The organism is Streptomyces sp. NPDC030143 (assembly GCF_055573695.1).
In genome coordinates, this window is sequence record NZ_JBVIAY010000013.1 from 154602 (window position 1) to 174329 (window position 19728).

The 19728-nt window shown below is 74.0% G+C and carries 14 protein-coding genes and 1 pseudogene; 9 read left to right on the forward strand and 6 right to left on the reverse strand.

What is annotated here, in order from left to right; genetic code table 11:
- Positions 1 to 136 precede the first annotated feature (136 nt).
- On the reverse strand, positions 137 to 1639 hold the full coding sequence (locus ACZ4YY_RS22825) for an LVIVD repeat-containing protein (protein ID WP_468293058.1): 1503 nt from the start codon (positions 1637 to 1639) through the stop codon (positions 137 to 139).
- Positions 1640 to 1835: 196 nt separating this feature from the next.
- Here ACZ4YY_RS22825 and ACZ4YY_RS22830 point away from each other — a divergent pair, with 196 nt between their 5' ends.
- The 3 genes from ACZ4YY_RS22830 to ACZ4YY_RS22840 all read left to right on the forward strand — a co-directional run bounded on the left by ACZ4YY_RS22830 (position 1836) and on the right by ACZ4YY_RS22840 (position 5877).
- Positions 1836 to 2483: a DUF305 domain-containing protein gene (locus ACZ4YY_RS22830; protein WP_468293061.1), complete on the forward strand. Its 648-nt coding sequence runs from the start codon at positions 1836 to 1838 to the stop codon at positions 2481 to 2483.
- Positions 2484 to 3060: 577 nt separating this feature from the next.
- On the forward strand, positions 3061 to 4431 hold the full coding sequence (locus tag ACZ4YY_RS22835) for an FAD-dependent oxidoreductase (RefSeq protein WP_468293064.1): 1371 nt from the start codon (positions 3061 to 3063) through the stop codon (positions 4429 to 4431).
- A gap of 99 nt (positions 4432 to 4530) precedes the next feature.
- Positions 4531 to 5877 (forward strand): nucleobase:cation symporter-2 family protein, encoded by a 1347-nt coding sequence (locus ACZ4YY_RS22840; RefSeq protein ID WP_468293066.1) that lies wholly within the window; start codon positions 4531 to 4533, stop codon positions 5875 to 5877.
- A 152-nt stretch (positions 5878 to 6029) separates the two neighbouring features.
- Here the strand turns inward: ACZ4YY_RS22840 and ACZ4YY_RS22845 are convergent, their stop codons facing one another.
- Positions 6030 to 7343, reverse strand: a complete 1314-nt coding sequence (locus ACZ4YY_RS22845; RefSeq protein ID WP_468293068.1) for an extracellular catalytic domain type 1 short-chain-length polyhydroxyalkanoate depolymerase — start codon at positions 7341 to 7343, stop codon at positions 6030 to 6032.
- 441 nt (positions 7344 to 7784) lie between these two features.
- Between ACZ4YY_RS22845 and ACZ4YY_RS22850 the strand changes: the two genes are divergently transcribed.
- Positions 7785 to 8573 (forward strand): pectate lyase, encoded by a 789-nt coding sequence (locus tag ACZ4YY_RS22850; RefSeq protein ID WP_468293071.1) that lies wholly within the window; start codon positions 7785 to 7787, stop codon positions 8571 to 8573.
- Positions 8574 to 8656: 83 nt separating this feature from the next.
- On the opposite strand, the pseudogene ACZ4YY_RS22855 reads toward ACZ4YY_RS22850, so the two are convergent.
- Positions 8657 to 9072, reverse strand: a pseudogene (locus ACZ4YY_RS22855) (hypothetical protein); the annotation flags it as partial.
- Between the two features lie 240 nt (positions 9073 to 9312).
- Here ACZ4YY_RS22855 and ACZ4YY_RS22860 point away from each other — a divergent pair.
- Entirely contained in the window at positions 9313 to 11298 is a 1986-nt protein-coding gene (locus ACZ4YY_RS22860) for a HEAT repeat domain-containing protein (RefSeq protein WP_468293074.1), read from the forward strand.
- Positions 11299 to 11566: 268 nt separating this feature from the next.
- On the opposite strand, the gene ACZ4YY_RS22865 is transcribed toward ACZ4YY_RS22860, so the two are convergent.
- The gene (locus ACZ4YY_RS22865) at positions 11567 to 12151 is read right to left on the reverse strand and encodes an Rv1733c family protein (RefSeq protein ID WP_468293077.1); all 585 of its coding nucleotides are present in this window, start codon (positions 12149 to 12151) and stop codon (positions 11567 to 11569) included.
- Positions 12152 to 12418: 267 nt separating this feature from the next.
- Between ACZ4YY_RS22865 and ACZ4YY_RS22870 the strand changes: the two genes are divergently transcribed.
- The 4 genes from ACZ4YY_RS22870 (at position 12419) to ACZ4YY_RS22885 (ending at position 16323) form a co-directional block, all read left to right on the forward strand.
- On the forward strand, positions 12419 to 13504 hold the full coding sequence (locus tag ACZ4YY_RS22870) for a WD40/YVTN/BNR-like repeat-containing protein (protein ID WP_468293080.1): 1086 nt from the start codon (positions 12419 to 12421) through the stop codon (positions 13502 to 13504).
- 73 nt (positions 13505 to 13577) lie between these two features.
- A complete protein-coding gene (locus tag ACZ4YY_RS22875; protein ID WP_468293082.1) occupies positions 13578 to 14255 on the forward strand; it encodes a uracil-DNA glycosylase in 678 nt (225 codons plus the stop codon).
- Entirely contained in the window at positions 14252 to 15241 is a 990-nt protein-coding gene (locus ACZ4YY_RS22880; RefSeq protein WP_468293085.1) for an N-acetylglucosamine kinase, read from the forward strand. Before ACZ4YY_RS22875 ends, ACZ4YY_RS22880 begins: the two co-directional genes overlap by 4 nt.
- A 158-nt stretch (positions 15242 to 15399) precedes the next feature.
- Positions 15400 to 16323: a sirohydrochlorin chelatase gene (locus ACZ4YY_RS22885; protein ID WP_468293088.1), complete on the forward strand. Its 924-nt coding sequence runs from the start codon at positions 15400 to 15402 to the stop codon at positions 16321 to 16323.
- Between the two features lie 563 nt (positions 16324 to 16886).
- Here the strand turns inward: ACZ4YY_RS22885 and ACZ4YY_RS22890 are convergent.
- Both ACZ4YY_RS22890 and ACZ4YY_RS22895 read right to left on the reverse strand, forming a co-directional pair.
- Positions 16887 to 17930, reverse strand: coding sequence for a lactonase family protein (locus ACZ4YY_RS22890; RefSeq protein WP_468293091.1), 1044 nt, complete (start codon positions 17928 to 17930; stop codon positions 16887 to 16889).
- A 206-nt stretch (positions 17931 to 18136) separates the two neighbouring features.
- Positions 18137 to 19630, reverse strand: coding sequence for an FUSC family protein (locus ACZ4YY_RS22895; RefSeq protein WP_468293094.1), 1494 nt, complete (start codon positions 19628 to 19630; stop codon positions 18137 to 18139).
- Positions 19631 to 19728 lie beyond the last annotated feature (98 nt).

A 19728-nucleotide genomic window follows, 5' to 3' on the forward strand; every position in this document is an offset into this window, starting at 1 on the left:
TTCCGGCGCCGAGCGGTTTGTGGTCCGTGGGGTGGGGGGGGGGGGGGGGGGTTCCCCCCCCCCCCCCCCCCCCCCCCCCCGGGACCCGTGACACGGATCTGTCGCGGTTCTTCGCGACACAACCGCCCGGCGGGACTCAGTCGAAGTAGTCCGGCTGGGTCTGGACGTTCAGTTCACGCAGCTTGACGCGCTGCGCCGGGTCGGTGCGCCGGTCGTGCAGCTTCAGGACGTCGAGGCCCTTGGCGATGTCGTTCGAGTAGATGTAGCCGTTGTAGTAGTACGCCGACCAGGAGCCGGCGGTGGTGAGCCGCTCGAGGTTCACCGGGCCGCGCTCGAAGTAGGCGATCTCCTCCGGGTGCGCGGAGTCGGTGAAGTCCCAGACGGAGATGCCGCCCTGGTACCAGGCCTGGACCATGAGGTCCTTGCCCCTGACGGGGATCAGCGAGCCGTTGTGGGCCACGCAGGCCTCGGTGGGACCCTGGTGGCGGTCGATCTTGAAGTAGCTGCGGAAGACGAGCTTGCGGCCGTCGCCCCTGCCGACGATGTCGTAGATGCCGTCGGCGCCGCGGTTGGGGCCGATCTCCGCGGTGCAGGTGGCCGCGCCGCCGCCGCCGAGTTCGTCGGTGAAGACGACCTTGTTCGCCTTCTGGTTGAAGGTCGCCGAGTGCCAGAACGCGAAGTTGACGTTGTCCTGGACGCGGTCGATGACCTTCGGGTGCTCCGGATCCTCGATGGAGAACAGGATGCCGTCGCCCATGCAGGCACCGGCGGCCAGGTCCTTCTCCGGCAGCACGGTGATGTCGTGGCAGCCGGTGGTCTTGGAGACTCCCGGGTTGGTGGGCCCGCCCGGGTTGCCGCCGCCGTCGGGTCCCTCACCGGGGAAGAGGACGGGGAAGCCGACGACCGCGGCCTGCTCCGGCGCGTTGCGCGGCACCTTGATGACCGAGATGCCGTCGTGCGGGGGCCGGCAGTCGGGGTAGGCCGCGTTCGGCGAGTAGGAGGAGACGTAGACGTAGACGTTGCGGCGCTCGGGCACCAGGGTGTGGGTGTGCGAGCCGCAGGCGGTCTCGACGGCGGCGACGTACTTCGGGTTCGCCTTGTCGCTGATGTCGAAGACCTTCATGCCCTCCCAGGAGGACTTTTCGGTCGCGGGCTGCGTGGTGCTGTTGCAACTGCTGTCGCTGCGCGAGGAGTCGGTGGACAGGAAGAGCAGGTTCCCGGAGACGGAGATGTCGTTCTGCGAACCCGGGCACAGGACCTGGGCGACGGTCTTCGGGGACCTCGGGTTGCTGATGTCGAAGATGCGGAAGCCGTCGTAGTTGCCGGCGAAGGCGTACCTGCCCTGGAAGGCCAGGTCCGAGTTGGTGCCGGGCAGCACGTCCTTGGGGACGTTGACGACGTGTTCGATGTTGGCGGAGTGGACGATCTCGTCCTGGCCGGGTATCTCGCCCTCGGCGATCGCCTCGGCCACCTCCGTCCGGGCGTCCTGCGACACCTCTCGCTCCACGGCGGGACCGTCCCCCGGGTCGGGGGTCGCGGCCGCCGGGGCCGCCGTGAGCAGCGCGGCCAGCAGGCCGGCACAGGCGGCGACGGCTCCCAGCCGTCTGTGCCGCGTTCGGGGATCGTTCAACAGGGTCACTGCGTCCTCCCTTGTTGCCCTTCACTGGGACCGGTTCACGGTCCTCCGAAGTATCGTCTTCATCATGGACAGATCAACAGTCGGCAACGCACTCGTAATGAAGCTGTCCGACCGGCGGCACCCCGAGCCGTGCTAGGACGGTGTCCGGTCGTCGCTGTCCCTCCGCTGCCCAACCCACCCTTTCCAGGAGGTCGTTGTGCCGTTCCGCCGCGTGCCCCTCGTCGCCGCCGCCACGCTGCTCGTCGCCGTGCTGGCGGGTTGTGACTCCGGGTCGGACTCCGAGTCGGGTGCGGCGAGCGGGCCTTCCGTGATCGCGCCGGGCAGGCCGGGCGAGGGCAACCGGACCCTGTCCGCGCAGGACGCGGCCGAACAGCGCGCCGAGGACGACACCCCCAACTCGGCGGACGTGTCCTTCGCCCACATGATGATCGAGCATCACACCCAGGCCCTGGAGATGACCGGACTCGCCCCGGACCAGGCCGAGTCGGCGAAGGTCAAGTCGCTCGCCGCGCGCATCGCGGCCGCGCAGGGCCCGGAGATCGAGGCCATGAAGGCCTGGCTCACTGCCCACGGCAAGCCCGCCGTGAGCACGCCGAGGGCGGGGCACGACCACGCCGCAATGCCCGGCATGGCGACCGGGGCGCAGATGAAGAACCTGCGGGCGGCGCGCGGAGCGGCGTTCGACGAACTGTTCCTGACCCTGATGATCACCCACCACGAGGGCGCCCTCACCATGGCCGTGGACGTCAAGACGCAGGGGAACAACATCCGGATCGAGGAGATGGCGGACGACGTGGTCGCCCAGCAGACGGCGGAGATCGCGCGCATGCGGTCGATGCTGTGAGCACGGGCGGGGGGTGACGACGCCACCGCGTGCGGACGGTGCTGTGGAGGCGCGCGCGGTGCTGTGGGGGCGTGCGCGCGGTGGTGCGTGCGGGTGAGGGAGCGTGGGGGTGCGGGTGATGGTGCGGGGAGTGGAGTGACGCCGGTGACAGGCGGTCCGCGGACGATGCGTAGAGCGTGCGGGTGACGCCGGTGACACGCGGTCCGCGGACGATGCGTAGAGCGTGCGGGTGACGGTGACAGGCGGTCCGCGGGCGATGCCGAGAGCCCGCGCGGCCGACCGCCGTCACCCACGGGCGATGTTGCAGGGCGAGTGCTGCGTGACGGGCGGTCCGCGGGCGGCCCGGGTCGTGTCCGCGCCCGCTCCCCCGGGCACCGCTCGCGCCGTCGGCCGGTGCCCGGGGTCCCCGATCGCCGCCCGTGCGTCCATGCTTCGGTGCCTCCCCCGCCCGGCAACCCCGCCTCCACGCCTCGTCGCGTCCACGTGCGGCCTACCGCACCCTGCCGATGGGGCGTCGGCGGTGGGATGCTGGAAGCACCAGCGATCTCCTCCGTCCCGCGGGGTAAGGAGTTCCGCCGTGCTGCGTGTCGCCGTCGTCGGTTCGGGGCCGAGTGGGGTCTACACCGCCCAGAGTCTCGTCCAGCAGGACCCCGGGGTGCTCGTCGACGTCCTGGACCGGCTGCCGTGCCCGTACGGGCTGGTGCGGTACGGCGTCGCCCCGGACCACGAGAAGATCAAGTCGCTCCAGCAGAACCTGCGGACGGTGCTGGAGCACGAACGGGTGCGCTTCCTCGGCGGGGTGGGGGTCGGGCCCGGCGGGGTGTCCGTGGACCGGCTCCGGGAGCTGTACCACGCGGTCGTGTACTGCGTGGGCGCCGCCGCCGACAGGCGCCTGGGGATCCCCGGCGAGGAGCTGCCGGGCAGCTGGTCGGCCACGGAGTTCGTGGCCTGGTACAGCGCCCATCCGGACGCCGTCACGGGCGCCTTCCTGGCCGGCGCCCGCTCGGCCGTGGTGGTGGGCGTCGGGAATGTCGCGGTGGACGTCACCCGGATCCTCGCCCGGGGCGCGGCGGAGCTGAGCCCCACCGACATACCGCAGGCGGCGCTGACCGCGCTCACCGCGAGCGAGGTCACCGAGATCCACATGGTGGGGCGGCGCGGCCCCTCCCAGGCCCGGTTCACCACCAAGGAGCTGCGCGAGCTGGGCGGCCTGCCGGACACCGACGTGATCGTCGACGAGGCGGAGCTGGCGCTCGACCCGGACTACGCCGACCCGTCCGCGCTGCCGGCGGCGCAGCGCCGCAACGTCGAGGTGCTGCGCGGCTGGGCCGCCCTGCCGCCACGGGGGCTGCGGCGCCGGATCCGGCTGCGGTTCTTCCTGCGGCCCGTCGAACTGGTGGCTGACGGCGGCCGGGTGGGCGCGGTGCGCTTCGAGCGGACGGTCCCGGACGGACGCGGCGGCGTCACGGGCACCGGCCGCCACGAGGACGTCGCGGCCCAGCTGGTGCTGCGGTCGGTGGGCTACCGCGGCGTGCCGCTGGAGGGGTTGCCCTTCGACGCCGAGCGGGGCACGGTGCCGCATCGGGCGGGGCGGGTGCTGCGCGGGGGTGCGGTGGCGCCGGGCGAGTACGTGGCGGGCTGGATCAAACGGGGCCCGACCGGTGTCATCGGCACCAATCGCCCGTGTGCGAAGGAGACGGTGACGTCGCTGCTGGAGGACGCCCCCGCTCTCGTACGGCGGGAGCTCTCCGGTGATCCGCTCGCACTGCTGCGGGCCGCCGGCGTCGAGCCGGTCGAGTGGGCGGGGTGGCTGGCCATCGAGCGGGCCGAGGCGGAGTGGGGTGCCGCACTGGGGCGCAGTGTGGTGAAGCTGCCGGACTGGGCGGCGCTGCGGACGGCGGCGGGCCGGGCGATCGGTGTACAGGACACACAGCCGCAACGCCCGTGACATCGACGAACCCTTCGAGGACCGTACGGTCTCGTGCTGTTCACCCGCCGCCCCCTCCCCCTTGCTCGCCGCCCCCGTCCCCGCCGCTCTGGAGTGCCCATGGCCCCGACCGCGCCCGTTCATCCCGTCGACGAAGTGCCTCCCGCACGGCAGTTGGCCGCCTTCGGGCTGCAGCACGTGCTCGCGATGTACGCGGGCGCGGTGGCCGTGCCGCTGATCGTGGGCGGCGCGATGAAGCTGTCGCCCGCCGACCTGGCGTATCTGATCACCGCGGATCTGCTGGTGTGCGGGATCGCCACGCTCGTGCAGTGCGTGGGTTTCTGGCGGTTCGGCGTGCGGTTGCCGATCATGCAGGGCTGCACGTTCGCCGCCGTGTCGCCCATGGTCCTGATCGGGACGACGGGCGGCGGACTGCCGGCCATCTACGGCTCGGTGATCGTCGCGGGGCTTGCGATCGTGCTGCTCGCGCCGGTGTTCGGCCGGCTCCTGCGGTTCTTCCCGCCGCTCGTCACGGGCACGGTGATCCTGGTCATCGGCCTCTCGCTGCTGCCGGTCGCGGGCAACTGGGCCGCGGGCGGCGCCGGTTCGAAGGATTTCGGGGAGCCGAGGAACCTCGCGCTCGCCGCGTTCGTGCTGGCGGTGGTGCTGGGCGTCCAGCGGTTCGCCCCGGATTTCCTCAGCCGGATCGCGGTGCTGATCGGCATCGTGGTGGGGCTGGCGGTCGCCGTCCCCCTCGGCTTCACGGACTTCCGCGGGGTCGGTGACGCCGACTGGGTGGGGATCAGCACGCCGTTCCACTTCGGCGCGCCCGTCTTCGAGGTGTCGGCGATCGTCTCCATGCTGGTCGTGGCGCTGGTGACGATGACCGAGACGACGGGTGACTTCATCGCGGTCGGCGAGATGACGGGCCGCGAGGTCGAGCCGCGCTCGCTCTCGGACGGTCTGCGGGCCGACGGTCTGTCGACCGTGCTCGGCGGCGTCTTCAACACCTTCCCCTACACGGCGTACGCGCAGAACGTGGGTCTGGTCGGCATGACCCGGGTGCGCAGCCGCTGGGTCGTCGCCACCGCCGGCGGCATCCTCGTCCTGCTCGGGCTGCTGCCCAAGCTGGGCGCGGTCGTGGCGGCCGTTCCGGCGCCGGTGCTCGGCGGCGCGGGCCTGGTGATGTTCGGGACGGTCGCGGCGAGCGGTCTGCGCACCCTCGCCGAGGTCGATTTCAGGAACAACCACAACCTGACGGTGGTCGCCGTGTCGGTCGCGATGGGTGTGCTGCCGGTGGGTGTGCCGACGGTCTACGAGAAGTTCCCGGACTGGTTCCAGACGGTGATGAACAGCGGCATCAGCGCGGGTTGTGTGACCGCGATCGTGCTGAACCTGCTGTTCAACCACCTTCCTTCGAAGACCGGCCCGGCACCGGCGCCACAGGGATACAAGCGCTCCGCGTGAGCGGGCACCGGCCGGCCGGCGGGACGGCACCCTCGGGCGGACACCCGCCCGGCCGCCTGGCGGGACGGCACCCTCGGGCGGACACCCGCACGGCCGTCCGGCGGGACCGCGCCGCAGGGCGCACGCCGTCCCGCCGGAGGCCTGACGTTCCGTCACCTACTCGTGCACGCAGCACCGTTGAGCGTGAAGGTGCCCGGGGCCGCACTGTTCCCGGTGTGGTTCGCCTGGTAGCCGATGGTGACGCTCGCGTTGGGTGCGAGCGTGCCGTTGTACGGGGCGTTCGTCGCCGTCACCGCGCCGGAGGCCGGTGCGTAGGCGGCGCCCCAGCCGTTGGTGATGGTCTGGCCGGCGGGCAGGGTGAGGCCGAGCCGCCAGCCGTTCACCGTGGAGGTGCCGGTGTTGGTGATCGTCACCGAGGCGGTCAGACCGGTGCTCCAGGCGTTCGTCGACGCCGTCACCCTGCAGGGGCCGGCCGGGGGTTCGGGCGTGGGGCCGCCCCCGGCGTCGAGGCCGAAGAAGGCGATCACGCGGTCGGCCATGTCCCAGGTGTACAGGTCGTGTCCGACGCCCTGGAGGCGGATGGCCTCCACGGGGGCCTGGTCACCGGTACCGCCGTAGCGGGTGCGGGTCCAGTTGGTCTGCGGCGAGTCGGTGGCGGCCGGCGTCTGACCGAGACCGCGCACGTTGGTCCACTGCTTGATCGCCTCACCGAAGTTGGGGAAGCGCAGCACGTCGTCCTCGGTGCCGTGCCACAACTGCATGCGCGGGCGCGGCCCGCTGTAGCCGGGGTGGGCGCCGCGCACGAGGTCGCCCCACTGCTGCGCGGTGCGGACGACGGTGCCGCCGGAGCAGGCGCTGTTCCACTCGGAGCCGTCGGTGGTGGCGAAGCAGCCGAAGGGCACCCCGGCGAAGGCCGAGCCGGCGGCGAACACGTCCGGATAGTCCCCGAGCAGGACGTTGGTCATCATCGCCCCGGAGGAGAGGCCGGTGGCGAACACGCGGGAGGTGTCGGCGGAGTACGTCGACGTCACCCAGTCGATCATCGACTTGATGCCGACGGGGTCACTGCCGCCGCCGCGCCGGAGCGCCTGCGGCGAGGACACGTCGAAGCACTTGCTGCTCCGGGTGACGGACGGGTAGATCACCACGAACCCGTGACGGTCGGCGAGCCGGGCGTACGGGGTGCCGGAATGCATGGCGGGTCCGGAACCGCCGCACCAGTGGACGGCGACCAGGACCGCCGGGCGGGCGGTCACGCCGGCCGGCGCGTACACGTACATCCGGAGGTTGCTGGGGTTGGCGCCGAAGCCGGTGACCTCGGTGAGGGTGGCCGGGGGGACGGCCGCCCCGGGCGCCTGGGGGCGGGCGGAGGCGGCGGCGCCGGACAGCAGGGTGCCGGTGAGCAGGAGCAGCAGTACCGCTAGCACCGAACGCAGCGCTCCGGTGAAGGAGTTGGGGGGTGACACACCGGTTCCCTTCTGGTGGCGGACGAGGGCTCGGCAGTGGGCCGTTCGCAGGGCGGAGGAACAAGGGGACAGAAGCGCATCGTGACATGCACACGCCCGCCATGGAAGCGCTCCCACGCCACTCGTGGAAGACCCGGCGGTTCCCGCGGTGTGGCCGAATGTCGCCTACGGAAAGCGTTGACTAGAAAGCGCTTGCACCCTACGGTCCGTTCAACAGTGTGACCGAGCCGCTCGCTCTGGACCCCAAAGGGCCGCACCGCACGCATCGATCGTTCAAGTAGACGGAACAAGTTCAGATATGCGACTCATCGCATTGTTCTGAAGGGACGCACCCCCACAGGTGCACGCCTGCCGCGTGCACCGCCGCAAGGATCCGCTCCGGCGGCCCCGACCGCCGCCACGACACTCCCACCCGCCCCCACGACAGAAGGAAGTCGGGACATGTCTTCTGCGACACGACCGAGCGCCCGAAGGCGCGCACTGACCGGAGCCGTGACCACGTTCGGCCTCTCCGTTGGCATGATCATGACCACCACATCGGTCCCGGCGAGTGCCGCCACCTGGCCGTCCGCCTCGGGCAGCCGGCCGGTCTCCTCGACCATCAACCTGACCAGCTCCAAGGACTACGGAATGCTGCGCCTGTACGGCAGTGGCGCCCTGGGCACCGGGGACCAGGCCGAGGACCAGCAGCCGATCCTCACCCTCGCCAACGGCGTGACCCTGAAGAACGTCATCATCGGCGCGCCCGGCGCCGACGGCATCCACTGCCTGGGCAGTTGCACGCTGCAGAACGTCTGGTGGGAGGACGTCGGCGAGGACGCCGCGACCTTCAAGGGCGGCAGCAGCGCAACGTACAACGTCGTGGGCGGCGGCGCGAAGAAGGCGTCCGACAAGGTCTTCCAGCACAACGGCGGCGGCACGGTGAACATCTCCAACTTCGCCGTGCAGGAGTTCAAGACCCTCTACCGCTCCTGCGGCGACTGCTCCACGCAGTACACGCGCAAGGTCAACCTCAACACCATCGAGGTGACCGGGACGGGCTCCACGGCGCGGCTCGTGGGCATCAACGTCAACCGCAACGACGTCGCGACCCTGCGCAAGATCACGATCCTCAACGACTCGGGCCGCAAGGTCGTCCCCTGCCAGAAGTACAACAACAACACGGCGGCGGGCGTGGGCCCCGACGGCACGAACTGCCTGTACAGCGCCTCGGACATCACCTACAGGTGAGGAGGCCGGCGCCGGCCGGCGCCGGCCCGGGTGAAGGCGGCCGTACGGAGCGTCCCTGCACGGCGCTCCGCACGGCCGCCGACTCATGCCCCGTCCTCCCGCGCGGGCGGCGAACCCGACAGCTGTCCCCGGTGACCGGCGTACGCGGCCCGCAGCGCGGCGCCCGGCCGGTCGGCCGGGAGGAGCTCCGGGGCGACGGGATCGGCCAGGAGGTGGCGCACGACGGCCGCGAAGGTGGTCGGACGGACGGCCGGCCCGCGCGCCTCCGCCGCGTGGTCGAGCGGGGAGCCATCTCCCAGTCGCCGTCCCACGCGCGCGTGGGACGGCGGTACCGCCTCGTCCTGACGGCTCTGCCGGGCCAGGAGACGGTCGCTGAGCCGGTAGTCCGCGTCGTCCGTGCGGTGCAGGTGGCCGGCGGCCACCATGCGGCCGAGCGCGGCCCGCAGGGCGGAGCCGCCGGCCCCGGGGGCTCGACCGTGCGCAGGAGGTCCTTCGCCGGCGCGATCGCCGAAGCGTTCTGCGCGACCCGGCTCGGCGGCGATGGGGGGACGCGTTCGGCACCCTGCCTGACGGAGTGCACCTTGCTGGAGCGGGCACTGCCCGCCCGGGGTTGAGCCCGCGTTTCCGGGGCGGGACGCGTTCTCCGAGCGTCACCGTTCGATTCCGCTTCGTTGTCAGTGGCGTGGTGCAGACTCGTGATCAGTTGGCGCGTCTGGCACTTCGTCCGGGGGAGGACAACGTGTTCACGGGGATCGACGAGGTGGACTGGGCCTCACTGCGGCATGCGGACGGCAGCGCGGAGGACGTGCCCGGACGGCTCAGAGGACTCGCCTCCGCGGAGCCCTCCGAGCGGGCGGACGCGCTGGACGGCCTCTACGCGACGGTGCACCGCCACGGGAAGGTGTACGACTCGACGCTCGCCTGTGTTCCGTTTCTGTTCGCGCTGGCCGCCGACGCGCGCGTGCGGGAGCGGGGCGGGCTCGTCGAGTTGCTGGTGAGCGTCGGGGACCCGGAGTGCGGTGGGGAGGAGGCCCGGGCCGGTGCCGCGGCGGTGCGTTCGGGTGCGGAGCTGTTCGTCCGGCTGGCCGGGGACCCGGACGCCGCGGTGCGGCGGGCCGCCGTCGGCGCGGTGGTGCGGTTCCTCGACGAACCCGCGCGCGTGCTGGCGCTGTTGCGCGAGCGGTTGGCCGTCGAGCGGGACGACCGGCAGGTGATCGCCGTCGTCGAGGGCCTCGGCCACGTCGCACGGCGGCACCCGGCGCGATCCGCCGAGGCGGTGGAGCTGCTGACCGCGTGGAGCCGTGCGCCGCACGGTCCGGGGCCGAGACTGGCCGCCCTGGGCCAACTCGCCGCCTGCGCACCGGACCGTCTCCCGGCCGACCTGGTGCCGGCCGCCGTCGGTCTCGTCGCGGAGCGCTCCGCGGCCCGCCCTGCGCCCGTGTCGTCGCCCGCCCCAGGGGCCCTCGCCGACCGTGTACGGCGGCTGCGCCCGACCGACGAGGAAGGCGCCCGTCTGCTGCGCACCCTGCACACCGCGCTCGACGACCGGCTGCCGGAGCGCGCCGCCCTGCTGCACGGCCAGTTGACGAGCCCGGCGGTGACCGACCGGTGCAACGGCGTGTGGCTGAGCGCAGCACTGCTGCGCGAGTGGCGCGGCGACCACAGCGCGACGGTGGCACGGCTGGGCGAGCGTCTGGAGGAGGAGGACGGGGTGCGCGACGCGGCCGTCTCCGTCCTCACCGAACTCTTCGCGTCGGCCGCCCCGGCCGCCGACGCGCTGCACACCCTCGTGTGCTCGCGCCCCGACCTGTGGGTCCGGCGGTGGCGGCGCGGGGTGACCGCTCTGGGCGGCCCGGGGCAGGCGCTGGCCAGGAGCGGGGACGCCCGGGCGGTGCCCGTGCTGGCCGAACTGCTGAGGGGGCCTGTCGTGCCGCGGGACCTGGGCGCGGTCGTCGGTCACCTGGGCGCCGCGGCGAGACCGCTGGCGCCGGCACTGCGGCGGGCGCTGGCCGCCGTCCCGCTCGGCTGCCAGGACGCGGCGGCACGCGCCACGCCGTTGCTGCGGGCACTGGGCGACCTGCGGGACCAGGACGCCGTGCCCGAGGTGCTGCGCCTGCTGGAGGCACCCGGTGGCGGGCACGGGGAGCGCCTCGCGGAGGCCGCGCTCGTGACCCTGGGCGCCATCGGGTCCGCAGCCCGCGAGGCCGTCCCGGTCCTGCGCACGCTGCTGGAGGGTGCGCAGCCCCTCCCCACCGCGGCGGCCCTGTGGGCCGTCGAGGGCGAGGCGTCCGCCGTGCTGCCCGTGCTGCTGCGGGAGGCGGCCGCCGACGACCCGCGCCGCCGTGCTGCGGCGGCCGGGACGCTGGCCCTGCTCGGCCCGGCGGCCCGCCCTGCCCTGCCGGCGCTGCGCCGCTCCGTCGGGGAGGGGTCCGGTGCGGAGCGCGCGGCGGCCGGGTGCGCCCTGGCCCGGATCACCGGGGAGGTGGACCCGGTCGTCGCCGCGGTGCTGCGGACGACATGGACGGAGAACGCGCGGGCCCGCCTGCCCGTCGCGCGCTCCCTCGTCGCGCTCGGTGAGGCAGCGGCGCCCCTGCGGGACCTGGCCGCGCGGGAACTGGCCGCGCCTCGCCGCCATGCGGCCCGTCGGGGTGGGCACGGCAGCCACGACATCCACCGGGACGAGGAACTGCTGCGGGTGTGCGGGGCGTTGGCGGGGAGGGCGTGAACCCTCATCACGCGCTCGCCGTCCGGTGGTCCCGCGCCCTTCGCACCTGACGCACGGCAACCGCTCCGGCGAACCGCTCACCGAGAAGGCGGCATGTCACCTCACGTCGCACACCTCTCGGCGGCCCGCCCGCCCGGCGGCATCCGTCGCACGCTGCCTCACGGACGCGCTTTCCTCACCTGCCGCGCTCCGTCCCCGAGCGCCGCCCGCGTCTGCGGTGGCCCTCCGACCCTCGGCGGCCCTCGGCACCGCGCGGGACGGTGTCGTCTCACCCCGCGTGTCGGCCCCGCAGCGCGTCGAACCGGGCCCAGTCCGCGTCCCACTGCTCCACGCGTCGGCGTTCCAGACGCCCCCGCAGCACTCGGCCTCCGGCGAAGGGCAGGGCCGCCGCGCCGACGCCCGTCAGGCCACCGACCAGGCAGGCTCGGATCCGGGCCTGGGAGACGGTGGCCGGCCGGGTGACCAGACGGCCCCGGCTGTCCGTCCAGACGGTGACGGGCGTACCGGCGGTGCTGCCGGGGCCGACGCGGACCTGACCGGTGTGGGCGGAGCCGTCGGGGCCCGTCCAGCCGACCCGTGCCCACACCTGGTCGCCGCTTGCGGCGCCGGTGCGCGCGGCGGCCTTTCCGGGGGCCTGCTCGGTCAGCCGTCCGGCGACGGGGCGCCACTCGTCGCGTTCCCGGGCCAGCCCGTGTTCGACGGTCCGGGAGGCCGCCCAGCCGGCCAGGGCCCCGACGAGGACCGTCAGCGCCCAGGCGCCGAGCACGACCCAGGTCTCCACCGTGTCGGCGCGACGCTTGAGCGGGTTGCGTCGCCAGCGCCACAGCCACACCTTCGGACCACGGAACGCCATGGAAGGCTTCCTCCTCATCAGCGCGTGAACATCCTGGCCGCCCTCCCATACGCGGCGGGTGGTCCGGATGCTCAGGACGAGTCCTCCGTCCCGACGGCCGCACGTGCCCCGGGGCCCGCGCAGGCGTCCGGCAGGACCCCGCCCCCCTGCGGCCGGCAACCGCCCTCGCCGTCGTGACCTGCGGCGACGCCGTGTCCGGAGGTGACTGTCAGTGGCGGGGTGCAGACTGGCCGGTGCTGGGACAAAGACGTCGCGGAGGTGACCGGAATGACCGAGGTACTGCTTGCCGTGGGCACCCGCAAAGGCCTGTTCATCGGGCGTGGGCGGGGCGGCACATGGGAGTTCGACGCAGCGCCCTACTTCAACGCTCAGGCGATCTACTCGGTCGCCGTCGACACCCGCGGTGACCGCCCGCGGCTGCTCGTCGGAGGTGACAGCGCGCACTGGGGCCCGTCGGTGTTCCACTCCGACGACCTCGGGCGGACGTGGACCGAACCGGCCAGGCCTGCCGTGAAGTTCCCTCAGGACACCGGGGCGTCGCTGGAGCGGGTGTGGCAGCTGCACCCGGCGGCCGCCGAGCCGGACGTGGTGTACGCGGGCACGGAACCGGCCGCGCTGTACCGCTCCGAGGACCGCGGGGAGAGCTTCGAGCTGGTCCGCCCGCTGTGGGAACACCCCACCCGCTCGCGGTGGGTGCCGGGCGGCGGCGGTGAGGGCCTGCACACGGTGCTCACCGACCAGCGCGACCCGCGTGCGGTGACGGTCGCCGTGTCGACCGCCGGCGTGTTCCGCACGACCGACGGCGGCGCCAGCTGGGCGCCCTCCAACTCCGGCGTCTCCGCGGTGTTCCTGCCCGACCCGAACCCGGAGTTCGGTCAGTGCGTGCACAAGGTCGCGCGGGACGCGGCCGACCCCGACCGCCTCTATCTGCAGAACCACTGGGGCGTGTACCGCAGTGACGACGCGGGCGCGCACTGGACGGACATCGGGGAAGGGCTGCCCTCCACCTTCGGCTTCGCCGCCGCCGCGCACCCCCACCGCGGCGACACGGCGTACGTGTTCCCGATCAACGCCGACGCGGACCGGGTCCCCGCCGACCACCGCTGCCGGGTCTTCCGCACGGCGGACGCGGGCAAGAGCTGGGAGCCGCTCTTCGCGGGGCTGCCGGCCCAGGACCACTACGGCACCGTGCTGCGCGACGCGCTCTGCACGGACGACGCGGACCCGGCCGGCGTCTACTTCGGCAACCGCAACGGCGAGGTGTTCGCGTCGGCGGACGACGGCGACAGCTGGCGGCAGTTGGCCTCCCACCTGCCGGACGTGCTCTGCGTGCGGGCCGCGGTCGTCGGATGAGGCGAACGGGGGGACAACAGGGCCTTGGCCACCGGTTGATCGCCGCCGCGTGCACGGCAGTAGGGTGACGCCCGTGGCACCACGACCCTTGCATGAGATCGTCGAACCGGGCTGGGCGAAGGCCCTGGAACCCGTGGCCGGAAGGATCGCCGCGATGGGCGACTTCCTGCGCGCGGAGATCGCCGCGGGACGCACCTACCTGCCCGCCGGGGCGAACGTCCTGCGGGCCTTCCAACAGCCCTTCGACAACGTCCGTGTCCTGATCGTCGGGCAGGACCCGTACCCGACGCCGGGTCACGCGGTGGGCCTGTCGTTCTCCGTGGCGGCGGACGTACGGCCGCTGCCCGGCAGCCTGATCAACATCTACCGGGAGCTCCACGCCGACCTGGGCCTGCCCGAGCCGTCCAACGGCGATCTGACGCCGTGGACGCAGCAGGGTGTGCTGCTGCTCAACAGGGCGCTGACCACGGCCCCGCGCAAGCCGGCGGCACACCGTGGCAAGGGCTGGGAGGAGGTCACCGAGCAGGCGATACGGGCGCTGGCGGCGCGCGGCAAACCCCTGGTGTCCATCCTGTGGGGCCGGGACGCGCGCAACCTGCGTCCGCTGCTGGGCGACCTGCCCTCGGTGGAGTCCGCGCACCCCTCCCCCATGTCGGCCGACCGGGGCTTCTTCGGCTCGCGTCCGTTCAGCCGGGCCAACGACCTGCTCATCCGGCAGGGTGGTCAACCGGTGGACTGGCGCCTGCCGTGACCGTCCCCGCGGGGCCGGACGCCGCCGACGGCTTCCTCGCCGTGGACTCGGGCGGCTCCGGCCTGCGGGTCGCCGTCGGCACCGCCGAGCGAGGAGTGTGGGCGCGGCGCTCGACTGAGGTACCCGTGCGCACGGGGGCGCGGGGTGTCGACGCCGACCATCTGATGGAACAACTGACGCCTCTGGTGCGGGTGCTGGCGGTGGAGTCCGGGATCCGCCCCGTCACCGCGGTCGTCGGTGCCGCCGGGTTCAGCAGCCTGGGTGACGCCCTGCGCGCCGAGTTGCCCGGGGCCCTGGCACGGGAGTTCGGCGTCCGCCGCACCGCCCTCGCCGCCGACGCGGTGACCGCCTACGCCGGCGCGCTGGGCTCGCGGCCGGGCGCCGTGGTGGTCGCCGGCACCGGTCTCATCGCCGTCGGCACGGATCTGACGGTCTGGCGGCGGGCCGACGGCTGGGGTCATCTGCTGGGCGACTGCGGCGGGGGCGCCTGGATCGGGAGGGCCGGCCTGGAGGCCGCCCTGCGCGCCCACGACGGCCGGCCGGGGGGCTCGGCCGCACTCCTGGCGAGTGCCGAGGAACAGTTCGGCCCGATGCCCGGTCTCCCCGCCCGCCTCTACCCGCGCCCGGACCGGCCGGCGGTGCTCGCCTCCTTCGCTCCCCGGGTCGCGGCCAGCGCGCCGGGCGACCCGGTGGCCGCGCACATCCTGCGGACGGCAGCCCGGCACCTGGCCGACTCGGCCGCGGCGGTCTGCCCGCCGCACGGGGAACCCCGTCTCGCCGCCACCGGTGGCCTGTTCGCCCTGGGCGACCCCCTCCTCGGGCCGCTGAGAAAGGCGGTGGCGCGGCGGCTGCCGCACGCGCGGTGGGTCGCGGCCGACGGCGAGCCGCTGGACGGCGCGGTCCGTCTCGCGGTCGAACTGGCGGCGGGCACACCGGCCCTGCCGGGCGACAAGACGATGCTGTACGTGGCGAAGGACGCACCATAAGACAAAAGGGAGATTGACCCCCTCGAGGGCAAGTCGCCCGGAAAACACGCTGATCACTTCTGATCCGTACGTAACTCATCAGACAAAAGCGGACGGATACCGCTCACCTGCACCCTCCCCGAACAGCAGAGCCCAGGAAGCCAGTAACATGCGGCGCCATGAGCTCCCCCACTGGGCCCGCGTCCGGCCTGCCTGTACGAATGCCGCGCCCCCGCCAGCCCGGGCGGCACCGCCGACCCGAGCCCGTGGCGGCCCCCGAGGGCGCGCCCGCGCTCGTCCTCGCGGTGCCGGGCACGCCGAGCGCCGCCATCCGCGGTATCGCCGAGGAGGTCGTGAGCATCGCCCGCTCCGAGCTCCCGGGCCTCGACGCGCGCATCGGGTACCTCGACGGGGACGACACCGCATTCCCCACGCTCCAGTCCGTGCTGGCGTACGCCGCCGACGAGCGCACCGCCCGTTACGAGCAGGCGCTCGCCGCGGGGCTGGACGTCAAGCAGCCCGACGGCCCCGTCGCCGTCGTGGTTCCGCTGCTGGCCGGTCCGGACAGCGCCCTGCTGCGCCAGGTCCGCCAGGCCCTCATGGACAGCCGGGTCGCCGCCGAGCTGACCGACGTCCTCGGTCCGCACCCGCTGCTCGCAGAGGCGCTGCACGTGCGGCTGTCGGAGGCCGGTCTGGCCCGCGCCGACCGCGCCCGCCTGTTCACCGTGGCCACGGCCGCGGACGGCATCATCCTGGCCTCGGTCGGCGGCGAGGAGGCCGTGCAGGCCGCCGGGATCACCGGCATGCTGCTCGCCGCGCGCCTCGCCGTGCCGGTGATGGCCGCGGCCCTCGACCAGGAGGGTTCCATCGCCTCCGTGGCCGACCAGCTGCGCTCGTCCGGCTCCCAGCAGCTGGCGCTGGCGCCGTATCTGATCGGTCCGGAGATCGACGCCCTGCTGATCGCGGAGGCGGCCAAGGAGGCGGAGTGCCCCGCCGCCGAGGCACTCGGCCCGTACCCGGCGATCGGCAAGCTCGCCCTCGCCAAGTACACGACGGCCCTGGGCATCGCCCCGCAGCAGCCGCAGGGCACGCCGGTCCGCTGAAGCAGCCGGCGGCGGAACGGTCCGCGCCGCGGGCCCTCCGGCCGGTGGCACGATCGCCCCGCGCCCCGACCGGGCGCCGGACCGCACGCGCACGTCGAAAGGGCCCGCTCCGTGGGGAGCGGGCCCTTCGTGCGCCTCCCGGACCACCTGCACGTCCCGGGCCGCATGGACCTCAGCAAGGCCGAGCCCTTCATGCGCCCTTCCGGCCGCCACCCCTTCCCGGGCCGCATCGGCCTCAGGAGGACCGGCCCCTTCAGGCACCGCTCGGGCCGCCACCACTTCCCGTACGGCATGAACCTCAGCAAGACCGGGCCCATCGTGCGCCTCTCGGGCCGTCTGCGTCCCTGTGCCGCACGAGGTCGAGGCGCTCCGCACGCCTCGCCGGCCGGCCCGCCTCACCGCCCGTCCTCGCGCTATGAGCGCCCGAGCAGGCCGCGTGGTGCGGGGCCGTGCATCGCAAGGCCCGGGAGAGCCCTGGTAGCCGAACTACCAGGGCTTTCCGGCAACGCGGCGAGGTGCGGTACCGGACCACGCGGCCCGAGCCGGCACAGTGCGGGGAGCCCTCAGCCGAGGACCACGCACGACGCCGCAGGCACCTCGACAGAGCCTGCGCGCCGGGGCAGCCCCGTGGCCGGGTCCACGGCGAACCAGGTGACGTCGCCGGAGTGTTCGTTCGCGACGTACAGCACGCCGGCGGACTCGGCGAGCGCGCGGGGCCAGCGCCCGGCGCAGGGGACCGTGCCGATCAGCCGCAGCGCGTCGCCGTCGCCCTCCACGGCGAGCACGGAGAGGACGTCCTCGCCGCGCGTGGCGGTCCACACGAAGCGTCCGTCGGCCGAGACGGCGATGCCCGAGGGGTAGGCGTCCCCGTCGGGTGCTCCGGGCAGCACCGGGACCTCGGCCAGCGGCTTCAGCACCCCCTCCGGGGCGTCCCAGCGGCAGACAGTGACGGTCGGGGTCAGTTCGTTGACCACGTACGCGTACGAGCCGCCCGGATGGAAGGCCAGGTGGCGCGGCCCGGAGCCGGGGCGCAAGGCGCTCTCCCGGTGCAGGACGAGGCCGCCGTCGCGCAGGTCGCACACCCGCACCGAGTCCGTCCCGAGGTCGACGCTGACCGCCCAGCGTCCACTCGGGTCGGGCAGCACCTGGTGGGCGTGCGGCCCCTGCTGGCGCGGGGTGTGCGGGCCGGAGCCGCTGTGCCGCAGGACGCCGGAGGCGGCCCGGGCGAGGCTGCCGTCGGGGCGCACAGGGACGGCGGTGACGCTGCCGGAGCCGTAGTTGGCGGTCAGGACGTGGCCGTCGAAGACACTGAGGTGCGTGGGACCGCTGCCGCCCACGAGAACGGGCGCGCCGGCCGGCTCCGGCACTTCGCCGTCCGTCACCCGGTACGCGGCCACCGCGCCCTCGGCGGTCTCGCTGACCGCGTACAGCGTCGCGCGGTCCGGCGAGAGGGCCAGGTAGGAGGGGTCCGCAAGGCCGTCGACACTGCCGAGGAGGGTCAGCGCGCCGCTGTCCGGGTCCACGGCCGCCGTCACGATCCCCGGCCCGCCGGCCGCCGTGAACGACCCGATGAACGCCTGTGTGCGCCGTGTGTCGACGTCTGCCACCGCTGACCCCTCTCGTGCGCCGCTGTTCGGGGTGACGGTAGCAGTCGATCACGATCGGTCTAGACCAAGAGGGTGGTGCCCGGGGGCGGCCCGCCCGGCGTCGTCGGGGTGGGCCCTCGGGCCGCGGAGGGCGTGGCGTCCGGGCGTGGCGCGGACCCTCCGGAGCACACCCGGGCCCCAGCGCCCCCGGGGCGCGGCGAGCGCGGTCAGGCTCCCACGAGCGGCGAGCCGGTGGGCGTCCGCAGCGGCTGGGCCAGCTCGGCCAGGGCGCGTTCCAGGCCGTGCAGATGGGCCAGGGCGGGCTCGCCCGCCGGCGGGTGCTCGGTGAGCGCGAGCTGCCCGGCACCGCCCTCGGTGAGCGCCTCCACCGCGCCCTGCACCCGCCAGCAGGCTGCGGCGAGCCGGGCGTCGTGGGAGGCCTCCGGGTCGGCGGCGACCGCGACCAGCCCGCGGATCTCGCGGGCACAGTCGTCGAGCAGGGCGAGGACCCGGCGGGCACGCCGCCTGCGTCCCCGCATCGGGTTCAGCGGGTGGACGAGCGGGGCGACGGAGAGCCGTACCCGGGCGAGAAGCTGCTCCAGTTCGGCGACGCGCCCGGCGGGGTCGGCGGCCGGGTCGCCCGCGAGGCGCGCGGCGGCCTCGGCGGTGCAGGCGTGCACACAGCGCAGGGCCCGCTGGATCCACCCGTCGGTGACGGTGTGGGTCGTCACCGGCAGCACGAACAGCACCGCGAGCACGGCGCCGAGGGCGCCCACGCCGGTCTCGGCCAGGCGCAGCGCGAGCAGCCCGGGGCTGAGCACGCCGAGGAGGCCGTAGAGCAGTTCGGCGAGCAGGGTGACCCAGAGCATCATCCAGGTGTAGGAGACGGCGGCCGTGTAGAAGATGCCGAAGACGCAGACGGCGACGAAGGCGACCGTGGGCACGCCGGCGCCGTGCAGGGGGACGGCGACCAGCAGGCCGAGGCCGATGCCGATGACCGTGCCGACGACCCGGCGGAAGCCGCGCACCAGGGTCTCGCCGCGCGAGGTGGTGTTGACGAAGATCCACCAGGTGGCGCCGACGGCCCAGTACCAGCGCTGGCCCGAGACGAGCTGGCCCGCGACGAGCGCGAAGCCCGCGCCGGCCGTGGCCTGGACCGCCTGACGCGTGGTGACGCGGGCCAGTCCGCGGCCGCCCGGCGCGGCGGGCACGGGCGCCGGGGGCAGCCGGCGCTCGTAGCACCAGAGACCGAAGCGCACCGCGGCCGCGGTCAGCACGGAGAGCGCGACGGCGGTGACCAGCTCGGGCAGCTGGCCGACGGTCGCGTGCAGGAACTGCGCGACGAAGAACATCATGAAGGCGAACACGCCGAGGCTGTGCCCGCGCGGTCCCCAGCGGCGGGCGTACACGCCCGCCCCGATGACGACGAGGAAGGTGAGGTCGCGGGCCACGGGGTGGGTGTGCAGGACGGCGGCGGCCGCGAGCACGGGCATGCCGACGGCCGGCAGCAGCGCGGTGGTGACCGCCTGGCCGCGCACGGTGGCGTCGGTGACTGTGAACAGGGCGAGCAGCGCGGCGAGCCCGCCGGTGACGGCGCCGGTCAGGGAGTGTCCGGCGACGCCGCAGACGAGGACCGCCAGTCCGATGCCGAGGACGGCCCGGGCGGCGAACCGCAGCCGCGCCCGCCCCGGGTCCGGAGCCACGAACACCCTCTTCAGCACTGCTTCCCGCCCCTCTGCGACATCCGGCATGAAAAAGGCGCCGCGGGGGTCCGCAGCGCCATCGACGCCCCCATGACAGCATCTGTGCCGTCACTGGC

What these genes read in the sequence shown, in the direction of transcription:
- ACZ4YY_RS22850 (WP_468293071.1), top strand. Translation starts at nt 7,785, where the DNA reads ATGTCTTCTGCGACACGACCGAGCGCCCGAAGGCGCGCACTGACCGGA.
- ACZ4YY_RS22840 (WP_468293066.1), top strand. Translation starts at nt 4,531, where the DNA reads ATGGCCCCGACCGCGCCCGTTCATCCCGTCGACGAAGTGCCTCCCGCA.
- ACZ4YY_RS22865 (WP_468293077.1), bottom strand. Translation starts at nt 12,151, where the DNA reads ATGGCGTTCCGTGGTCCGAAGGTGTGGCTGTGGCGCTGGCGACGCAAC.
- ACZ4YY_RS22870 (WP_468293080.1), top strand. Translation starts at nt 12,419, where the DNA reads ATGACCGAGGTACTGCTTGCCGTGGGCACCCGCAAAGGCCTGTTCATC.
- ACZ4YY_RS22885 (WP_468293088.1), top strand. Translation starts at nt 15,400, where the DNA reads ATGAGCTCCCCCACTGGGCCCGCGTCCGGCCTGCCTGTACGAATGCCG.